Source organism: Pantoea sp. JK (assembly GCF_026130245.1).
In the GTDB taxonomy this organism is placed as follows: domain Bacteria; phylum Pseudomonadota; class Gammaproteobacteria; order Enterobacterales; family Enterobacteriaceae; genus Pantoea; species Pantoea trifolii.
The window spans coordinates 1-18,497 of the sequence record NZ_JAINFN010000003.1; the positions used below are offsets into that span (position 1 = coordinate 1).

Below are 18,497 nucleotides of genomic sequence, written 5' to 3' on the forward strand. Positions count from 1 at the left end.
CGTTGAAGACTACGACGTTGATAGGCCGGATGTGTAAGCGCAGCGATGCGTTGAGCTAACCGGTACTAATGACCCGTGAGGCTTAACCTTACAACGCCAGAGGCGTTTTGGTCTGAGAGACCGGATTTTCAGCTTGTTTTACGGATTAAAGATTTAGCGGAAGCGGATGTTATTCGTTTTTGCGCAAAGAATTTGCCTGGCGGCTTTAGCGCGGTGGTCCCACCTGACCCCATGCCGAACTCAGAAGTGAAACGCCGTAGCGCCGATGGTAGTGTGGGGTCTCCCCATGCGAGAGTAGGGAACTGCCAGGCATCAAATTAAAGTGTGCTGATATGGCTCAGTTGGTAGAGCGCACCCTTGGTAAGGGTGAGGTCCCCAGTTCGACTCTGGGTATCAGCACCAGTTTTAAAGCGTGAGTTCGGTAAATTACAGAATTTGCCTGGCGGCTTTAGCGCGGTGGTCCCACCTGACCCCATGCCGAACTCAGAAGTGAAACGCCGTAGCGCCAATGGTAGTGTGGGGTCTCCCCATGCGAGAGTAGGGAACTGCCAGGCATCAAACACAAAAGCCCTGAACGAAAGTTCAGGGCTTTTTTGTATGCATCAAAACCGTCTATGCCCGCCAAAAGCACCCCATTAAAATTGCAGTTATAAAAAAGCCCCTGCTTTGCAGCAGAGGCGCTTTTCAATCTCACTATCTGGATATTAATGAATAACCTGCGACAGAAACGCACGCGTACGTTCTGATTTCGGGTTAGCGAAGAACTCCTGAGGTGGAGCTTCTTCCACGATTTCACCGCGATCCATAAAGATCACGCGATCCGCCACGGTACGCGCAAATCCCATCTCATGGGTAACACACAGCATGGTCATGCCATCTTCTGCCAGGCCAATCATCGTATCGAGCACCTCTTTGACCATCTCAGGATCGAGCGCTGAAGTTGGCTCATCAAACAGCATAATTTTCGGCTTCATACAGAGTGAACGAGCGATAGCCACGCGCTGCTGCTGACCACCCGAAAGCTGGCCGGGAAACTTATGCGCATGCTCGGCAATGCGCACACGCTGGAGGTAATGCATGGCCAACTCTTCCGCTTCTTTCTTCGGCATTTTGCGTACCCAAATCGGCGCCAGCGTACAGTTTTGCAGAACCGTGAGATGCGGGAAAAGATTGAAATGCTGGAAAACCATACCTACTTCGGTACGAACGCGTTCGATATTGCGCACATCGTGATTGAGATGGATACCATCCACCACGATACGTCCTTGCTGATGTTCTTCGAGGTGGTTGATGCAACGAATTGTCGTCGATTTACCCGAACCAGAAGGTCCGCACAGTACGATACGTTCACGTGGTTTTACTTTTAGGTTGATGTCTTTCAGTACATGGAACTGGCCGTACCATTTGTTAACGTTTTCGAGTGTAATCATCATGGCATCAGCCGCATTAGTCATAGTTTGTGTCATGTTAAACCTCAGTGCGATGCACGCCCGGTGTGAAAACGCTTCTCCAGATACTGGCTATAGCGCGACATGCTAAAACAGAAAATCCAGTAAACCATGGCAGCAAACACATAGCCTTCTGTCGACATCCCCAACCAGGTTGGGTCGACGGTGGCTTGCTGCACGCTACTGAAGAGATCGAATAGGCCGATGATGATCACCAGGCTGGTATCTTTAAACAGGGCAATGATGGTATTCACCAGGCCGGGAATGGTCATCTTGAGTGCCTGCGGTAAAATCACCAGCATCTGGGTTTTCCAGTAACCCAGCGACAGTGATTCCGCAGCTTCATATTGGCCTTTCGGTAGCGCCTGCAAACCGCCGCGTACCACTTCTGCGACATAAGCGGACTGGAACAAGATCACGCCAACCAGTGCACGCACCAGTTTGTCGATGGTGGTGCCTTCCGCCATAAACAGCGGCAGCATCACCGATGACATAAACAGTACGGTTATCAGCGGTACGCCACGCCAGAACTCAATGAAGATGATCGAAAGTGTACGCACCACCGGCATTTCTGAGCGGCGTCCCAGCGCCAGTAAAATCCCCAACGGCAGTGCGCCGGCAATCCCCACTGACGCGATAATCAGCGTCAATGTCAGGCCGCCCCACTGGCGAGTCTCTACGCGCTCTAAACCGAAATAGCCGCCATACATCAGGAACCAAACCACAATCGGATAGACCACCGCCCAGCAGGCGATATAGCGACCGCGACGCGGCATTGATTTGATGAACATCGGAATGATCGAGAGCAAGCCGATGACCAGCGACAGATTGATGCGCCAGCGCAGCTCATGCGGATAGAGTCCATACATAAACTGGCCAAAGCGTGCATGGATAAACACCCAACATGCGCCTTCTTTGGTGCAATCTGCGCGCGTCTCACCAATCCAGTTAGCCTGAAATACCAGCCAGTTCAAGGCCGGAGGAATCACGTTCCAGATAAGCCAGATACTGAATAGCGTCAGCAGCGTATTCAGCCAACTGGAGAACAGATTTTTGCGTGCCCAGAGCCAAGCCTTACTCAGTGGGTTGGTCGGAATCGGCGGTGTTTCATGTGTAGTAACAGACATAATGATCCCGTTCTCTTAACGCTCAACCAGCGCAATTTTGCGATTGTAGAAGTTCATCAGCAGTGAAATGATCAGGCTGATAATCAGGTAGACCGCCATGGTAATCGCAATAGTTTCAATCGCCTGACCGGTTTGGTTCAGCACGGTGCCGGCAAACAGCGAAACCATGTCTGGATAGCCGATAGCGGCCGCCAGCGATGAGTTTTTCACGATATTGAGATACTGGCTGGTCAGTGGCGGGATAATCACACGCATGGCCTGCGGGATAATCACCTGACGCATGGTTACTGGATTAGGTAAACCGAGCGAACGTGCGGCTTCATTTTGACCATGCGGTACCGACTGAATACCAGAGCGAATTACTTCGGCTATAAACGACGAGGTATAAACCGACAGCGCGAGAGTCAACGCAGCGAGCTCAGGGATCATTACGAAACCGCCGCGGAAGTTAAATCCACGCAGTTCTGGCACATCCCAATGCATGGCAGCGCCAAACAGGGTATGAGCAATCAGCGGCAGCAAAACCAGCAGCCCAACCGCAGCCGGCCAAGTGCGACGCAGTTGACCGGTTTTAAGCTGATGCTTACGGTTGTAGCGGAACAGCGCCACGCAACCCAGCACCGCTAACGCCAGCGCGATCAGAAATGGCCAGGTGCCAGGCGCGTACTCGGGCCACGGGATATACAAACCGCGATTGCTGACGAATGCTAAATCAAACGCGTTGAGTGCCTGACGCGGGCCGGGCAGGTTACGCAGTACCGCAAAGTACCAGAAAAAGATCTGCAGCAGCGGCGGGATATTACGGAAGGTCTCGATGTAAATGGTTGAAAGCTTGCGCAGCAGCCAGTTCTCAGATAAGCGAGCCAGGCCAACGGCAAAGCCAAGGATCGAAGCGAAAACAATACAGAGCGCGGAAACCAGCAGGGTATTGGTCAACCCCACCATAAACACGCGCGTGTAGGTGTCGCCTTCGGTGTATTCGATCAGGTGCTGGACAATGCCGAAGCCGGCACTGCGATCCAGAAACCCGAATCCGGAAGTGATGCCACGATTGGCCAGGTTGATTACGGTGTTGTGGATTAGATATCCCACCACAGCAAGCACGGCAACAATCGCGACGATCTGGTAAAGCCAGGCGCGAACCGTAGGATTACCGAACGAAAAATCCCTTTTTACGGTTGGGCGTTGCGACATGTTAAAACCTCAGTGAAGATTACGCGTGGGCACCGCAGGATGCGGTGCCCGACTGGCAGGACGGAATTAACGAACTGGCGGAGCGTACTGGATGCCGCCCGCATTCCACAGCGCATTCTGGCCGCGTTTAATTTTCAGTGCGCTGTCTTTACCGACGTTACGGTCGAACACTTCCTGATAGTTACCTACTTGTTTGATGATGTTGTAAGCCCACTTGTTATCGAGCTTCAGGTCTTTACCGAAGTCACCTTCCGCGCCCAGCAGATGTGCCATATCCGGTGTAGTTGGCTTGACTACCATGTCATCGACATTTTTAGAGCTGATACCCATCTCTTCCGCGTTCAGCATGGCATACAGCGACCATTTAACGATGGTGAACCAATCGTCATCACCGCGACGCACAACGGGACCCAGCGGCTCTTTGGAGATCACTTCTGGCAGTACGATGAACTCGTCTGGCTTGCCAAGTTTAATACGCAGCGCATACAGCTGAGATTGGTCGGATGCGAGGGTGTCGCAACGGCCGCTGTCGAGCGCTTTGGCGGATTCGTCAGAGCGGTCAAAGGTCACTGGCGTGTACTGCATTTTGTGGGTTTTGAAGTAGTCAGCCACGTTCAGCTCGGTATCAGTACCGGCCTGAATACACACGGTGGCACCATCCAGCTCTTTAGCACTTTTCAGACCGGCTTTCTGGTGAGTCAGGAAGCCGATACCGTCGTAATAGTTCACGCCTGCAAACAGGAAGCCCATGCCGCCATCGCGCGATGAGGTCCATGTGGTGTTACGAGACAAGATGTCCACTTCACCGGACTGCAGCGCGGTGAAGCGCTCTTTTGCGGTCAACGGGGTGTATTTCACTTTGGTTGCGTCGCCAAATACTGCGGCAGCCGCTGCGCGGCATACATCCACGTCAATACCGGTGAATTTGCCGTTAGAGTCAGCATAAGAGAAGCCTGGCAGGCCGTCACTGATGCCGCACTGTACAAAACCTTTCTTTTTAATGGCATCCAGCGTGGTGCCAGCGTGCGCTTGTTGAGCAACGGCGAACAGCGAGGCTGCAGCAACCAAAGTGGAAAGCATCATCTTTTTCATAAAGCATCCTGTGTGGCGATATCGTGTGTTGTTATGTTTGCGCGCACTTTAATGTGCGCTGTTTTCTGTCTGTGGTGGTTAGCCATTCATAACTCTGCAAACCTGATGCCAGGTTTGCAGAATCCTGAATTCTCTGGAAAGATCTTTTAATAAACTGAAGCACTCAGAAGATTCTGACTAATATGGCGCACCAAAAGGCAGCATGACGAGACGACACGATCACAAATAGTGCAAAAAGTTTCACTATATGGAAGCAGTGTGAGCTAACGCTCAGGAGTGGGTGTATGAGTTTGCACGCTTACGGCCGAAGCGGTTAATGATCACAGAGAGAGCGGGCTGAAGCGTGATGAAGGATAAATAGGCGCGAAGTAAAATGGAGAAAAAGGTGTTGCTAAGGGGGAGGGGATATCACTACGGAAATTGCAACTATCGTTACCATTATCGCGCCAATTGTTTCATGCGTTGCTAACGTCAGGAAATTATCCGTGCTGCAGAAACAAAAACGCCAGCCGCAAGGCTGGCGTTATCGCAGCAACGAACAGATTAGTTCATGCCGTATTTTTTCAGCTTCTTACGCAGGGTACCGCGGTTGATACCCATCATCAGAGCTGCACGGGTCTGGTTGCCACGGGTGTACTGCATCACCATGTCCAACAGAGGCTGCTCGACTTCTGCCAATACCAGCTCATACAGGTCACTCACATCCTGACCGTTCAGTTGAGCAAAATAGTTCTTCAGTGACTGTTTAACCGAATCACGCAGTGGCTTTTGGGTCACCTGATCCTGAGAGTTAACGGTAGAAACGGTGAGTACGTCAGAATTTACGCGTTGTTCGAACATAGTTCTTTCAGCTCTTTATTTCGTTTACGCAAGATTTTCGAAGTATGCCTCCAACGCCTCCAGCTGTTCGCTGGCATCCTCTATGGCGTTGAATGTGCGCCGAAACTGGTCATCAGGAGCACTTTCCTGCAAATACCAGGAAACGTGTTTTCGGGCAATACGGTATCCTTTGCGCTGACCGTAAAAGTCGTGCAGCTCCCGTATGTGTCCAATCAGCATTTGCTTCACTTCAGCCAGCGGCTTCGGTGCCAGCAGCTCCCCTGTGTCCAGATAATGCTGGATTTCCCGGAAGATCCACGGTCTTCCCTGAGCGGCACGGCCAACCATAAGAGCATCGGCTCCGGTATAGTCGAGCACCGCTCTGGCTTTATGCGGGTCAGTAATGTCGCCATTCGCGATGATCGGAATGGAAACGCTCTGCTTAACTGTCCGAATGCTGTCGTATTCAGCAAATCCCTCAAACAAACAGGCGCGCGTGCGGCCATGAATGGTGAGAGCCTGAATGCCACAGCGTTCAGCCAATTGGGCAATCTCTACACAATTACGATTTTCTTTGTCCCAGCCGGTGCGAATCTTCAGCGTAACCGGTACATCCACTGCATTGACGACCGCGGTGAGAATCGACTCCACCAGTTGCGGATGTTGCAGCAGCGCTGAACCTGCCATCTTACGATTCACTTTTTTGGCTGGGCAGCCCATGTTGATATCGATAACCTGCGCGCCAGACGCCACATTAATGCGCGCGGCAGCAGCCATCTCATCAGGATCGCAACCGGCAATTTGCACGGCGCGAATACCAGGCTCGTCACTATGCACCATACGCAAACGGGATTTGTCACTGGCCCAAACTTCCGGGTTCGACGACAGCATCTCGGAGACAGTCATACCGGCGCCGTTCTCATAACACAGGGTGCGAAATGGCTTATCGGATACTCCGGCCATAGGCGCAGCAATGAGTCGATTACGTAGCTGATGTTGTCCAATGCGCATGAAAAAGAAGTGACCCTAACTGTTCGCAAGGCGGCGTATATTACGCATTTTTTAAAGAAGATGAAAGGCCAAACTTTGAACAATTCGCCGTTAGAGAGAGGGGAAATCAACTTATCAGCCACAAGGAAAGGTATTAATCATTATATTTCATATGATTAAAAAAATATGATGGAATTGTGTACAAAAATTTTTCTCAAAACATGACCAAAATCACAACATAAAAACCGCCACTTCAGGTAATTAGCGAAAGAAATGACGCCACAATGATTATTAATTGAGCTACTTAGTTACGTTAGCTTAACGTCTTTTCCGCCAATAGTGGATTGAATGTCACTCCCCTGGAGCGCGCATGCAGAGGGAGTGACGGATGTAACCTCAGTTATCAAGTCACTATTCAATAATCACGCGACCATTCAGCGGCTGCACAGGACGACTGTTGCCATGTTCACCCAACAATGTGGTGAACGTTTTGAGCTGTTCAGCAGATGCCGAAACAGTTTGCTTCATCACTAACCAGCGCACACCTTCGGTGCAAGGTGGCGTCGTAAGCGAACCACTAAAGCGAAAGTAGTTCTTTTGACCCGGAATCAGAGCGCTGAGATTGAGTGGCTGTTGCAGGGCCACCTCTTTGTTAACTTCAGCGGGTAACTCACGCAGTACCTCTGCCAGCGCAGGGTTTTCCGACCCGGCTTCAAACATCACGCCAACCACCGCCAGATGGCCCTCTTCGCTAGCATGGACGAAATGCGCAGCCAGCGGAAAGCGTTTGCCATCAATCAGATTTTCGCTCGGCGTATGGAAGTGGAACTGACGCAGCGTATAAGCTTCGCCATCCAGCGTCAGCGCATCGCCATCCTTGACGTTGATCTGGATGGTGTGACCGTTATTGATGATGGATTTTTGTTTGGCTTGATAGCTCAACGTCAGCGGCGGCAGTTGTCCATTCACCACCTTGCGGATATCGACAGGCGACTGGTTCACACCGCTTTTACAGGTGTGATAATCGGCGTGCAAGTTGCCCCACTCATCTGGTGCTTCATAAGACCAGTTGGAGCTATGGGCGTGCGTGAACGACGCCATGCTTGTCAGAAAAGCGAGCAAACAAAGTTTCTTTATCATAATCAATTACTTTCAGCGATTTATCGAAGTGAAATGCCCTAAAAGACATTGCCAAAAGGGATAGCGCTATCGCCTGAAGCAGGATTGTAATGATTGAAATGTAAAGAAACGGCAGTAGATGAGAAGGGCTGGCGCTTTGAGACGGGTCTCAGAAAAATAGAACGGCTTGCCAGTCAGTTAGCCCGACTGGCAAGCGGGCAGATTAGCGGCGTACGCCGGTGATGCGGCACCACTCTTCTTTCTCGGCAACCGCGTCGAGTGCAAAACGATCGGCGTAAGCTTCACACACGCTTTCGGCCTGGCTCGCCAGCACGCCGGACAATCCAAGATGCCCACCGGCTTTCGGCAGCACGCTAATCAGCGGCGCCAGCTCGCGCAGCGGACCAGCGAGGATGTTGGCGACCACCACATCAGCCTGCAGGTTTTCCGGCTGCTGGTGGGGCAGATAGAGCGCCAGACGCTCAGAGACGCCATTACGTTCGGCATTATCGCGGCTGGCCTGGATCGCCTGCGGATCGATATCAATACCGATCGCCTGCGCTGCGCCTAATTTTAGTGCGGCAATAGCGAGGATGCCGGAGCCGCAGCCAAAGTCGATCACCGTTTTGCCTTGCAGATCCAGCCCATCAAGCCAGGTCAAACACATCGACGTGGTGGGATGCGTGCCGGTGCCAAATGCAAGGCCCGGATCCAGCATCACGTTGACGGCATCTGGATCCGGCACATCGCGCCAGCTCGGGCAGATCCACAGACGCTCACCGAAACGCATTGGGTGGAAGTTATCCATCCATTCACGTTCCCAGTCTTTATCTTCGATCTGCTCGATCTTATGGCGAAACGCGGATCCCAGCAGCGGATGCTGGCTTAACTCGGCCACCACATCGCTCATTTCGGTTTCGGCGTCGAACAGGCCGATGACATCGGTATCGCCCCACAGCAGCGTTTCGCCCGGCAGCGGCTCGTAAACCGGATTGTCGTGCGTATCCTGGAAAGTGACCGACACCGCGCCAACATCCATCAGCGCATCGCTCAGGGTTTCGGCGTTTTCACCGGTGCTGTTAATTTTGATTTGAATCCAAGGCATAGCGTTTCTCTTTATTCCAGTGCCGCTGCATGCGTTGCAGGCGTGCGGCCAAACAGATTACCCACCAGGAAGGCCAGCAGGCTTAAGGTCAATGACGGAACGATTGGGTGGAAACCCCACCATTCAATGTTCAGGCTGGCAAGCAGCGTATAGCATCCCGCGCCGACCAGCATGCCGCTGATCGCACCGGTAGAGTTGGCGCGCTCCCAATACAAGCCCAGTACCAGCGGCCACAGGAACACGGCTTCAAGACCACCAAATGCCAGCAGATTCAGCCAGATAATCATATCGGGTGGATTCCACGCCGCCAGTAGCAGCAGCACGCCAAGCACGAAAGTGATAGTGCCTGACAGCATGCGCAGGCGCGCCTCATTTTCACTGTGCTGCGGTGCAATACGCAGGTAGAGATCTTTGATCAGCGTAGCGGAGGATTGCAGCAGCTGCGCGTTAATGGTCGACATAATGGCCGCCATTGGCGCCGCAAGAAATACGCCCGCCGCCATCGGCGGTAACACGGTAATCATCAGCGTGGGGATCACGCGATCGGGGATGGTGAGATCGGGCAAAATCACGCGGCCCAGCGCACCGGCCAGATGCATGCCAAGCATCAGGATCACTACCACAATGGTGCCGAGCACAATGCCACGATGCATCGCTTTGCTGTCTTTATACGAAATACAGCGCACCGCAGTGTGGGGCAAACCAATCACACCGAAACACACCAGTACCGCAAACGAGCTGAGGAAGGTTGGATTGATGACATTGCCAACGCCTTCCGGCGACGTCAGTTGTGGATCGATGTTGTGCAGTTTGGTTACTGCGCTTTCCAGCCCGCCCGCCTGGTGAATTACCGCGAAGAGGAGCAGGAAGGTGCCGATCAGCATCACCATGCCTTGCATCGCATCGTTCAGCACGCTAGCGCGGAAGCCACCGAAAGCAGTGTAGAGCGCGATGGTGCCACCGAAGATGAGCAGGCCGGTGTCGTAAGGAATACCCGCAGCGGTTTCCAGCAGACGCGCGCCACCGATGAACTGCACGGTCATCGCGCCAATAAACGCCACCAATAAACTGATACTGGAGAGCCAAATCAGTAACGTGCTGCCGTAGCGGCCATAAAGCATGTCGTTAAGCGTCACAGCATTGTAACGACGCGCCAGAATGGCGAATTTCTTGCCTAATACGCCAAGAGAAAGCCAGACGGCGGGCACCTGAATCATTGCCAGCAGCACCCAACCAAGACCATATTTATAGGCTGCGCCGGGACCGCCAATGAATGAGCTGGCGCTGATGTAAGTGGTGGTGATGGTCATGGCCAGCACAAAGCCGCCCATCGAACGGCTACCGAGGAAGTATTCACTCAGGAAGTTGCCCTGACGCTGCTTGCGCATCGCAAACACCGACAGCGCAGCGATCAGCACCAGATAGGCCAACAGCGGAAGAATGATTTCAGAGTCCATCGTTATCCTCCAGCGACATGTCGCGGAACAGCACGCGCACCATTAGCCAGCACAACACAATAAACAGCAGCGGGGCGAACAGGCACGAAAGCTCAAACCATCTTGGTAAGCCAAAGAAGCCGATCTCATTGCCGCCCAGCCAGGCAGAAAGTCCCCAAACGGCAAGGTAGGCCAGCGTCAAATAAAACGACCAGCGCGCCTCTTTGTTCGCTTGTAAAAAACGCCAATCCATTATGTAACCTCAAAGGCGACAAAAATGAAAAAGGCCGGAGTTAGCCGGCCTCTGTCTTGCTCTGCGCTGCGATTACTTCTCTTGCAGGCCGAGTTTTTTCTCCAGATAGTGGATGTTAGTCCCACCCTGCTGGAAGTTTTCGTCGGACATGATTTTCATCTGCAGCTCAATGTTGGTCTTGATGCCGTCGATGATCAGTTCCGCCAGCGCATTCTTCATGCGCGAGATTGCCACGTCACGGTTTTCACCGTAGGTAATCAGCTTACCAATCATGGAATCGTAGTACGGTGGCACGCTGTAACCGGCATAGATATGCGATTCCCAACGAACACCGAAGCCGCCCGGCGCGTGGAAGCGGGTGATCTTGCCTGGGCTTGGCAGGAAGGTATTCGGATCTTCGGCGTTAATACGGCATTCCACCGCATGACCGCGAATCACCACGTCTTCCTGTTTGATCGACAGCGGCTGACCAGCAGCAATACGCAGCTGCTCTTTGATCAGGTCGACACCGGTGATCATTTCTGTCACCGGATGCTCAACCTGAATACGGGTGTTCATCTCAATGAAGTAGAACTCACCGTTTTCGTACAGGAACTCGAACGTACCTGCACCGCGATAGCCGATGTCGATACAGGCTTTAGAGCAGCGTTCGCCGATATAGCGACGCAGTTCCGGCGTAATGCCTGGCGCTGGTGCTTCTTCAACGACTTTCTGGTGACGACGCTGCATTGAGCAGTCACGTTCGGCCAGATAGATCGCGTTACCCTGGCCGTCGGCCAGCACCTGAATCTCGATGTGGCGTGGATTCTCGAGGTACTTCTCCATGTACACCATGTCGTTGTTGAAAGCCGCTTTGGCTTCCGCTTTCGTCATGTTGATGGATTGCTCAAGATCCTTGTCGCTACGCACAACGCGCATACCGCGACCGCCGCCGCCGCCAGAGGCTTTGATGATCACCGGATAACCGATGCGCTTAGCGAAGGCACGGTTTTTTTCCATGTCGTCGGTCAGCGAGCCATCAGAACCTGGTACGGTGGGTACGCCGGCTTTCTTCATTGCGGTGATCGCAGACACTTTGTCGCCCATCAGGCGAATGGTATCGGCTTTCGGGCCAATGAAGATAAAGCCTGAGCGCTCAACCTGCTCGGCGAAATCGGCGTTCTCAGAGAGGAAGCCGTAACCCGGGTGAATAGCGACCGCGCCGGTAATTTCAGCGGCGGAGATCAGTGCCGGGATGTTCAGGTAGCTTTTGACCGAAGGTGGTGGGCCGATGCAGACGGTTTCGTCTGCCAGCAGCACGTGCTTCAGGTCACGGTCCGCGGTGGAGTGCACGGCAACAGTCTTAATGCCCAGCTCTTTGCAGGCACGCAGAATGCGCAGCGCGATCTCACCACGGTTAGCAATGACAATTTTATCCAGCATGCTTCGCCTCGTTATTCGATGATGACCAGCGGCTCGTCAAATTCAACCGGTTGGCCGCTTTCGACCAGAATCGCCTTCACAACGCCGGATTTGTCGGCTTCGATCTGGTTCATCATTTTCATCGCTTCAACGATGCACAGGGTGTCGCCGGCATTCACTTTCTGGCCAACTTCAACGAAGGCTTTCGCGTCTGGGCTTGGGGTGCGATAGAAGGTGCCCACCATCGGAGAACGCACGATATGGCCACTGATTTCTGGTTTAGCTTCTGCTGCAGCCGGTGCGGCAGGTGCCACAGCGGTCGCCAGCGCAGGCTGCTGCTGCTGCATCATTGGCGCAGCATAAGCCTGCTGCATCATTGGGTAGCCGGCATTTGCAGGTGAACGGCTGATACGAACGGACTCTTCGCCCTCGGAGATTTCCAGCTCGGAGATGCCAGACTCTTCAACCAGTTCGATCAGTTTCTTAATTTTACGAATATCCATGAGTGTGGTTCCGTACTCTGTTTAATTGGAATGTGACAGGCGTTTTACTGCCGTTTGTAAAGCCCACGAGTATCCATCAGCGCCAAGTCCACAGATGACGCCAGCAGATACATCGGAAAGATAGGAGTGATGTCTGAACGGTTCGCGTGCATGCACGTTCGAGAGATGCACCTCAATAAAAGGAATGCTAACCGCCAACAGGGCATCACGCAGTGCAACGCTGGTATGCGTAAACGCAGCAGGATTGATGATGATGTAATCCACGTTGCCGCGGGCTTCGTGAATACGGTCAATCAGCTGAAACTCTGCGTTAGATTGCAAATGACTCAATTTCACATGGTGCTGATCGGCCTGTTGCGTCAGATCGCCGACGATTTGCGCCAGCGTGGTGTGACCATACTTATCAGGCTCGCGCGTTCCCAGTAAATTCAGATTGGGACCGTTCAAAAGCAGTATGTGAAATTTGTGCGCCATCTTGCTGCTATCTCCTGCAATCAGTAAGGCATCGCGTAAAATACCGCGCCATCTTGCGTTTGTCACCCTTGAGGATGAAAAAGAAGACTTCGTTTGCAATAAAGCCGGGCATTATATCCGTTTCGTCGACATTCGCAGCAAAATACTGGTCTTATCTGCGAAGTTGATCGAATGCGGCCCGAAGGCCACACTTTTTAACAGATCTCGCGGGAGGAACACAACCGTGCGGGGATTATCTGGAGAGAAGTTTACGCAACTTATTGTAACGCCACGCTAACAGCGCGATGGCCAGCGCGGCGTAGATTACCGGCTGCGGGGACACGACTTTCACAGACCAAAGATAGTGGATAGGAGCGAGGATCGCGACCAGATAGATGCCGTTATGCAGCGTTTGCCAGCGACGACCCAGTTTGCGCTGCATGCGTTGAAATGAAGTGATGGCGAGGGCGAAGAGAATCGTCCAGCTGATCATCCCCAGTAACAAATAAGGACGAGAAACCAACTCACTGCCGAGTAAACGCAGATGATCGTAGCCAAGTTCCAGCAAGTAGTAGCTGGTGAGATGTAAAGTGGCCCAGGCAAAACACCACACGCCGAGCAGGCGGCGGGTCCGAATCAGCAGCGGCTGTTTCAGGTAGCGCGTTAATGGGCTGACCAGCAGCGTGGCAAGCAGCAACTTTAGCGCCATTCTGCCGGTAAAATGCTGGATATCTTTCGCCGGATCGGCGCTCAGCCAGCCCTGACTCGCCGCCATAAACAGATAAACAAACGGCAGAAAAGCCGCCAGATGCAGCACGACTTTTAACGCGGTGATGTGGCGTAAAGTGAGGCGCACTTAATAGTTCTCCCGTAAATCCAGCCCGCGATACAGTGAAGCCACTTCTTTCGCGTAGCCGTTGAACAGCAGCGTAGGTTGGCGATCAACCTTTAGAATGCCGCCCGCGCCAATAAAGCGTTCGGTAGCCTGCGACCAGCGCGGATGATTCACATGCGGGTTCACATTGGCATAGAAACCGTACTCATTGGCAGCGATCTGGCTCCAGGTGGTTGGTGGACGATCGTGCGTCAGCGTGATCTTCACGATCGATTTAATCCCTTTGAAGCCATATTTCCACGGCACCGTCAGGCGAATCGGCGCGCCATTTTGCGGTGGCAGCGCTTTGCCGTATACGCCGGTACTCAGCAGCGTCAGTGGATGCATCGCTTCATCAAGACGCAAGCCTTCTACATAGGGATAATCCAGCCCGCCGCCGATAAAGCGATCTTTCTGACCGGGCATTTGGTCAGGTGCGTAAAGCGTTTCAAACGCCACATAGCGTGCATTGCTGGTGGGTTCAGCCAGTTTCAGCAGCTTGTTGAGCTCGAAGCCGACCCACGGAATCACCATCGACCAGGCTTCGACGCAGCGCATGCGATAGATGCGCTGTTCCATGGCGAAACGCTTGAAGATGTCATCCATATCCAGCGTGATCGGTTTGGCCACTTCACCTTCAATGCGCAGTTTCCACGGATCGGTTTTCAGCGTGCCGGCATTGGCGGCAGGATCGGCTTTATCCAGACCAAATTCGTAGAAGTTGTTGTAACCCGACACCTTATCAAACGGCGTGAGCGGCAAATCGGCCTGCCATTCGGCCGGTTTAGTGAAATCTAAATCTCTGCCAGCGGGCGCGGGCGGGCGGTTATTACCTTTAAACCAGCTCAACACATCGGCTTGCGCCGTGCCTGGTAAACTCGCTGCTGCTGCGCCTAATCCCAACGCTTTTAACACCTGACGGCGGCGCATATTAAAGACGCTTTCTGGCGTGACGTCGGCTTCTGTGAGCAAGTGCTTCAGCTTCATGACGTTCTCCTGTGAATAGTAAGTTATTACCAGCATGCTCAACTTCAGCGTCAGGCGCGAACTTGCGGGGAAAAATGTGAAATTTCCTGGCAAAACGCACTCTTTGAGAATAGGACGAAAAAGCCCGTAGCAAAGTCAGGCCATCACGGTTTAACGCTATACTCGCGCCGTAGCGCTTATCAAGCTGTGTTATGTGCGATTTTGATGCCAGTCTGGCGCTGAATCACACCTTGATTTGTGCTATTTTGCTCAGGTTTGCGCCAGTGGTCGGAGTGGCGCCAACGGATTAACACCGTTCATAACCGCAGTAATGCAGGCACAGGGATGCGATTAACAACTAAATTTTCTGCGTTTATTACCTTATTAAGCTTACTGGCGATGATATTGATGCTGGTGGGCTGCGCTTTTAGTTTTATCTGGCTATCGCAGCAGCGCGTGGAAACGCGGATGCAAACGCTGGCGACTGAAGTGGATAAAGCACTGGCTTCACAATCGCCGCAGGAAATCACGCAGTGGCTGACGCGCATGATGCCGGTGGTCAATGCCGAACAGGTGCAACTGCTGAACGGCGATACGTTAGTGTTCAGTTTAGCCCGCCATGAAAATCCGATGTTAGAAGATGAGCCTAATCGCTTTGTGCAGTTCGATTTGCCCCTGACGCATTCGCCGGGCCTCGAACTGCGCGTGGTGGTGCTGGATCCGGCCAAAACGCTGATTCGCTCCTTTACCGGCACTTATACGCTGGTGGTCCTGTTTACGGTCGTCGCGATCATGTGCGTGCTGCTGGTCATGACCAACCGTTGGCTCAAGCGGCGCTGGCAGGATATGGAACAGTTAGAAGCGCGCGCCGATCGCATTCTGACCGGTGAACGTCATTCGCAGGGTGACCATGCGGCGGAATGGCCGCCGAAAGCCAGTCGCGCCATCGATACGCTTCTGGGCGATTTGCAGGAAGCGGGCGAGCAGCGTTTACGCATCGATACCTTAATTCGCACCTTTGCGGCGCAGGATCCGCGTACCGGTCTCAACAATCGCTTGTTCTTCGATAACCAGTTGGCGACGTTGTTGGAAGATCAGGAAGATGTTGGCACGCACGGCGTGGTGATGATGGTGCGCCTGCCGGATCTCGATACCCTGCACGAAACCCTCGGCCCAACGCTGGTGGAAGAGTATCTTTTTGACCTGATTAATATGCTGTCGACCTTTGTGCTGCGCTATCCGGGCGCGCTGCTGGCGCGATATTTCCGCAGTGACTTCGCCGTCTTGCTGCCGCATCGCACTTTAAAAGAAGCCAATAGCATTGCCGATCAACTGATTAATGCCGTCGATTCACTGCCGCCGATGCGCATGGTCGATCGCGATGATTTGATCCACATTGGCATCAGCGCGTGGCGCAGCGGACAAAGTGTCTCGCAGGTGATGGAAAATGTGGAGATGGCCACGCGGCGTGCGACATTGCAGGGCGGTAATAGTTGGTCGGTTGGCGAAGGCAATACGCTGGACATGGGGCGCGGCAGCGTGCGCTGGCGGACCTTGCTGGAGAATACACTCAATCGTGGTGGCCCGCGTCTGTACCAGAAACCGGCGGTACTGCTGGATGGAAAAGTCCATCATCGCGAATTGCTGACGCGCGTGTTCGATGGCGACAAAGAAGTGGTATCGGCGGAGTTTATGCCGCTGGTGCTGCAGCTGGGTATGACCGACAGCTGGGATCGCCAACTGGTGGCGCGCATTGCGGCGCTCTCTGAAATGTGGCCGGATGAAACTCTGGCACTACCCGTCAATATTGACTCGTTGTTGCAGCGGCCTTTTCAGCGCTGGCTGCAAAAACTGCTGCTGCAGTGCAGCAAATCGCAAAGAAAACGTTTTTTATTTGAACTTGCTGAGGCCGACGTTTGTCAACACATCAGCCGTTTAGTGCCGGTTTTTCACATGTTAACCGCATTTGGTTGTCGCATTGCGGTGGTTCAGGCCGGATTGACGGTGGTGAGCAGCGCCTATATTAAGCAATTCCCGATAGAAGTGATTAAACTTGCGCCGGGTTTGGTACGCAATATTGAACGGCGTACTGAAAACCAGCTGTTTGTGCAGAGTTTGCTGGAAGTGTGTAAGTCATCACCGACACAGGTTTTCGCCGCCGGCGTGCGTACGCGCGCGGAGTGGCAAACGCTGTCGGGATTGGGTGTCTCTGGCGGGCAGGGCGATTTCTTTGCGCCCTCGTTGCCGGTCAACAGTAACGTAAAGAAACACTCACAACGTTATCGAATTTAAACCTTCAGCGCGCGAAATGCAGGCTGATGGCTGTTTTTCTCGCTTATTTGTGCCGGAGCGCGCGATGCTGGAGGCTGGAAATGTTAGATTTTATGTCGAAATTTGCCGGCTAGCGCCGGGGCAATTTAGGTTAAAACGGCGTGTTAACGCCATTTAACTGCGGCAAAAGACCCTACCATCAGGCCAAAAAAGTATTCAGCGTATTTTTTCACCGAAGCAGAACGTTTTTGCGCCTTGTAGCGGCTTCGCGTGGTTGGTAAAGTAGGCGGATTTTATTTTCCGCCCCCAGCTTGCAGGATTATCCCTTAGTATGTTTAAAAAATTTCGTGGCATGTTTTCCAATGACTTGTCCATTGACCTGGGTACCGCGAATACCCTGATTTACGTGAAAGGACAAGGCATCGTGTTGAACGAGCCTTCTGTGGTTGCTATTCGTCAGGATCGTGCCGGCTCCCCAAAGAGCGTAGCGGCTGTCGGTCATGACGCTAAGCAGATGCTTGGCCGTACGCCGGGCAATATCGCTGCTATCCGTCCTATGAAAGATGGCGTTATCGCCGACTTCTTCGTCACCGAAAAAATGCTGCAGCACTTCATCAAGCAAGTGCATAGCAACAGCTTTATGCGTCCAAGCCCACGTGTGCTGGTCTGCGTACCGGTGGGTGCGACCCAGGTTGAGCGTCGTGCCATCCGTGAATCTGCACAAGGTGCAGGCGCGCGTGAAGTCTTCCTGATTGAAGAGCCAATGGCTGCGGCGATTGGTGCAGGTCTGCCGGTTTCTGAAGCGACCGGTTCGATGGTAGTGGATATCGGTGGTGGTACCACTGAAGTGGCAGTGATCTCGCTGAACGGCGTGGTTTACTCCTCTTCTGTGCGTATTGGTGGTGACCGCTTCGATGAAGCTATTATTAATTATGTCCGTCGCAATTACGGTTCCCTGATCGGTGAAGCGACTGCGGAGCGCATCAAGCACGGTATCGGTTCTGCTTATCCGGGCGATGAAGTGCACGAGATTGAAGTGCGCGGCCGTAACCTGGCAGAAGGTGTGCCACGTGGCTTTACCCTGAATTCGAACGAGATTCTTGAGGCGCTGCAGGAACCGCTGACCGGTATCGTGAGCGCGGTGATGGTCGCACTGGAACAGTGCCCGCCAGAACTGGCTTCTGACATCTCCGAGCGCGGTATGGTGCTGACCGGTGGTGGCGCATTGCTGCGTAACCTCGATCGCCTGCTGATGGAAGAGACCGGTATTCCGGTGGTCGTGGCAGAAGATCCGCTGACCTGCGTAGCACGCGGCGGTGGTAAAGCATTGGAAATGATCGACATGCATGGCGGCGATTTGTTCAGCGAGGAGTAATTCCTCAACGGCTAAGGCCCTGGTCAAATTGCGCAGGGAATAGCGCCTATGCTGACGCTGCTGCTGCAACG

General features: G+C 53.2%; 17 protein-coding genes, 1 tRNA gene and 3 rRNA genes. 6 read left to right on the forward strand and 15 right to left on the reverse strand.

The features are described from left to right. The 4 genes from PanJK_RS07460 to rrf (PanJK_RS07475) all read left to right on the forward strand — a co-directional run. Positions 1 to 90 (forward strand): 23S ribosomal RNA (locus PanJK_RS07460); the annotation flags it as partial. Between the two features lie 105 nt (positions 91 to 195). Then, positions 196 to 311: ribosomal RNA gene (gene rrf / locus PanJK_RS07465) — 5S ribosomal RNA — on the forward strand. 15 nt (positions 312 to 326) lie between these two features. Beyond that, positions 327 to 402 (forward strand) — tRNA-Thr (locus tag PanJK_RS07470). A gap of 36 nt (positions 403 to 438) precedes the next feature. Continuing rightward, positions 439 to 554 (forward strand): 5S ribosomal RNA (rrf, locus tag PanJK_RS07475). A 150-nt stretch (positions 555 to 704) separates the two neighbouring features. Here rrf (PanJK_RS07475) and PanJK_RS07480 read toward each other — a convergent pair. The 15 genes from PanJK_RS07480 to msrP form a co-directional block, all read right to left on the reverse strand. Continuing rightward, positions 705 to 1,466: an amino acid ABC transporter ATP-binding protein gene (locus PanJK_RS07480; protein ID WP_061720213.1), complete on the reverse strand. Its 762-nt coding sequence runs from the start codon at positions 1,464 to 1,466 to the stop codon at positions 705 to 707. A gap of 8 nt (positions 1,467 to 1,474) precedes the next feature. Further along, positions 1,475 to 2,575: an amino acid ABC transporter permease gene (locus PanJK_RS07485; protein WP_061720212.1), complete on the reverse strand. Its 1,101-nt coding sequence runs from the start codon at positions 2,573 to 2,575 to the stop codon at positions 1,475 to 1,477. Positions 2,576 to 2,590: 15 nt separating this feature from the next. Then, positions 2,591 to 3,769: an amino acid ABC transporter permease gene (locus tag PanJK_RS07490; RefSeq protein ID WP_265298588.1), complete on the reverse strand. Its 1,179-nt coding sequence runs from the start codon at positions 3,767 to 3,769 to the stop codon at positions 2,591 to 2,593. 66 nt (positions 3,770 to 3,835) lie between these two features. Continuing rightward, positions 3,836 to 4,861 (reverse strand): amino acid ABC transporter substrate-binding protein, encoded by a 1,026-nt coding sequence (locus PanJK_RS07495; protein WP_265298590.1) that lies wholly within the window; start codon positions 4,859 to 4,861, stop codon positions 3,836 to 3,838. A gap of 543 nt (positions 4,862 to 5,404) precedes the next feature. Beyond that, complete coding sequence (gene fis / locus PanJK_RS07500; RefSeq protein ID WP_007891954.1) at positions 5,405 to 5,701, reverse strand: DNA-binding transcriptional regulator Fis; 297 nt, start codon at positions 5,699 to 5,701, stop codon at positions 5,405 to 5,407. A gap of 24 nt (positions 5,702 to 5,725) precedes the next feature. Further along, positions 5,726 to 6,691, reverse strand: a complete 966-nt coding sequence (gene dusB, locus PanJK_RS07505; protein WP_036648759.1) for a tRNA dihydrouridine synthase DusB — start codon at positions 6,689 to 6,691, stop codon at positions 5,726 to 5,728. 390 nt (positions 6,692 to 7,081) lie between these two features. Continuing rightward, entirely contained in the window at positions 7,082 to 7,810 is a 729-nt protein-coding gene (locus PanJK_RS07510; RefSeq protein ID WP_265298597.1) for a carbonic anhydrase, read from the reverse strand. Between the two features lie 202 nt (positions 7,811 to 8,012). Then, positions 8,013 to 8,894 carry a 50S ribosomal protein L11 methyltransferase gene (prmA, locus tag PanJK_RS07515; RefSeq protein WP_256697611.1) on the reverse strand — a complete coding sequence of 294 codons (882 nt, stop codon included), beginning with the start codon at positions 8,892 to 8,894 and terminating at the stop codon, positions 8,013 to 8,015. 11 nt (positions 8,895 to 8,905) lie between these two features. Next, on the reverse strand, positions 8,906 to 10,351 hold the full coding sequence (panF, locus tag PanJK_RS07520; protein WP_061720208.1) for a sodium/pantothenate symporter: 1,446 nt from the start codon (positions 10,349 to 10,351) through the stop codon (positions 8,906 to 8,908). Then, positions 10,341 to 10,583 carry a YhdT family protein gene (locus tag PanJK_RS07525; protein ID WP_008102001.1) on the reverse strand — a complete coding sequence of 81 codons (243 nt, stop codon included), beginning with the start codon at positions 10,581 to 10,583 and terminating at the stop codon, positions 10,341 to 10,343. The genes panF and PanJK_RS07525 overlap by 11 nt, the downstream gene beginning before the upstream one ends. 72 nt (positions 10,584 to 10,655) lie before the next feature. Then, positions 10,656 to 12,005 (reverse strand): acetyl-CoA carboxylase biotin carboxylase subunit, encoded by a 1,350-nt coding sequence (accC, locus tag PanJK_RS07530; protein WP_008101999.1) that lies wholly within the window; start codon positions 12,003 to 12,005, stop codon positions 10,656 to 10,658. Positions 12,006 to 12,016: 11 nt separating this feature from the next. Then, positions 12,017 to 12,487 carry an acetyl-CoA carboxylase biotin carboxyl carrier protein gene (gene accB, locus PanJK_RS07535; protein WP_265298602.1) on the reverse strand — a complete coding sequence of 157 codons (471 nt, stop codon included), beginning with the start codon at positions 12,485 to 12,487 and terminating at the stop codon, positions 12,017 to 12,019. A 21-nt stretch (positions 12,488 to 12,508) separates the two neighbouring features. Continuing rightward, on the reverse strand, positions 12,509 to 12,961 hold the full coding sequence (aroQ, locus tag PanJK_RS07540) for a type II 3-dehydroquinate dehydratase (protein WP_007891972.1): 453 nt from the start codon (positions 12,959 to 12,961) through the stop codon (positions 12,509 to 12,511). A gap of 232 nt (positions 12,962 to 13,193) precedes the next feature. Next, entirely contained in the window at positions 13,194 to 13,796 is a 603-nt protein-coding gene (gene msrQ / locus PanJK_RS07545; protein WP_265298605.1) for a protein-methionine-sulfoxide reductase heme-binding subunit MsrQ, read from the reverse strand. Beyond that, positions 13,797 to 14,801 (reverse strand): protein-methionine-sulfoxide reductase catalytic subunit MsrP, encoded by a 1,005-nt coding sequence (gene msrP / locus PanJK_RS07550; protein WP_256697607.1) that lies wholly within the window; start codon positions 14,799 to 14,801, stop codon positions 13,797 to 13,799. It lies immediately after the preceding gene. 324 nt (positions 14,802 to 15,125) lie between these two features. Here msrP and csrD point away from each other — a divergent pair, with 324 nt between their 5' ends. Together csrD and mreB are read left to right on the forward strand one after the other, a co-directional pair. Then, on the forward strand, positions 15,126 to 17,072 hold the full coding sequence (csrD, locus tag PanJK_RS07555) for an RNase E specificity factor CsrD (RefSeq protein WP_265298608.1): 1,947 nt from the start codon (positions 15,126 to 15,128) through the stop codon (positions 17,070 to 17,072). A 310-nt stretch (positions 17,073 to 17,382) separates the two neighbouring features. Continuing rightward, positions 17,383 to 18,426: a rod shape-determining protein MreB gene (mreB, locus tag PanJK_RS07560; RefSeq protein ID WP_007891976.1), complete on the forward strand. Its 1,044-nt coding sequence runs from the start codon at positions 17,383 to 17,385 to the stop codon at positions 18,424 to 18,426. Positions 18,427 to 18,497 lie beyond the last annotated feature (71 nt).

Excerpts from the sequence above, each read along its gene's own strand:
- PanJK_RS07480 (WP_061720213.1), bottom strand. The coding sequence starts at position 1,466 with ATGACACAAACTATGACTAATGCGGCTGATGCCATGATGATTACACTC.
- PanJK_RS07485 (WP_061720212.1), bottom strand. The coding sequence starts at position 2,575 with ATGTCTGTTACTACACATGAAACACCGCCGATTCCGACCAACCCACTG.
- PanJK_RS07490 (WP_265298588.1), bottom strand. The coding sequence starts at position 3,769 with ATGTCGCAACGCCCAACCGTAAAAAGGGATTTTTCGTTCGGTAATCCT.
- PanJK_RS07495 (WP_265298590.1), bottom strand. The coding sequence starts at position 4,861 with ATGAAAAAGATGATGCTTTCCACTTTGGTTGCTGCAGCCTCGCTGTTC.
- fis (WP_007891954.1), bottom strand. The coding sequence starts at position 5,701 with ATGTTCGAACAACGCGTAAATTCTGACGTACTCACCGTTTCTACCGTT.
- dusB (WP_036648759.1), bottom strand. The coding sequence starts at position 6,691 with ATGCGCATTGGACAACATCAGCTACGTAATCGACTCATTGCTGCGCCT.
- PanJK_RS07510 (WP_265298597.1), bottom strand. The coding sequence starts at position 7,810 with ATGATAAAGAAACTTTGTTTGCTCGCTTTTCTGACAAGCATGGCGTCG.
- prmA (WP_256697611.1), bottom strand. The coding sequence starts at position 8,894 with ATGCCTTGGATTCAAATCAAAATTAACAGCACCGGTGAAAACGCCGAA.
- panF (WP_061720208.1), bottom strand. The coding sequence starts at position 10,351 with ATGGACTCTGAAATCATTCTTCCGCTGTTGGCCTATCTGGTGCTGATC.
- PanJK_RS07525 (WP_008102001.1), bottom strand. The coding sequence starts at position 10,583 with ATGGATTGGCGTTTTTTACAAGCGAACAAAGAGGCGCGCTGGTCGTTT.
- accC (WP_008101999.1), bottom strand. The coding sequence starts at position 12,005 with ATGCTGGATAAAATTGTCATTGCTAACCGTGGTGAGATCGCGCTGCGC.
- accB (WP_265298602.1), bottom strand. The coding sequence starts at position 12,487 with ATGGATATTCGTAAAATTAAGAAACTGATCGAACTGGTTGAAGAGTCT.
- aroQ (WP_007891972.1), bottom strand. The coding sequence starts at position 12,961 with ATGGCGCACAAATTTCACATACTGCTTTTGAACGGTCCCAATCTGAAT.
- msrP (WP_256697607.1), bottom strand. The coding sequence starts at position 14,801 with ATGAAGCTGAAGCACTTGCTCACAGAAGCCGACGTCACGCCAGAAAGC.
- csrD (WP_265298608.1), top strand. The coding sequence starts at position 15,126 with ATGCGATTAACAACTAAATTTTCTGCGTTTATTACCTTATTAAGCTTA.
- mreB (WP_007891976.1), top strand. The coding sequence starts at position 17,383 with ATGTTTAAAAAATTTCGTGGCATGTTTTCCAATGACTTGTCCATTGAC.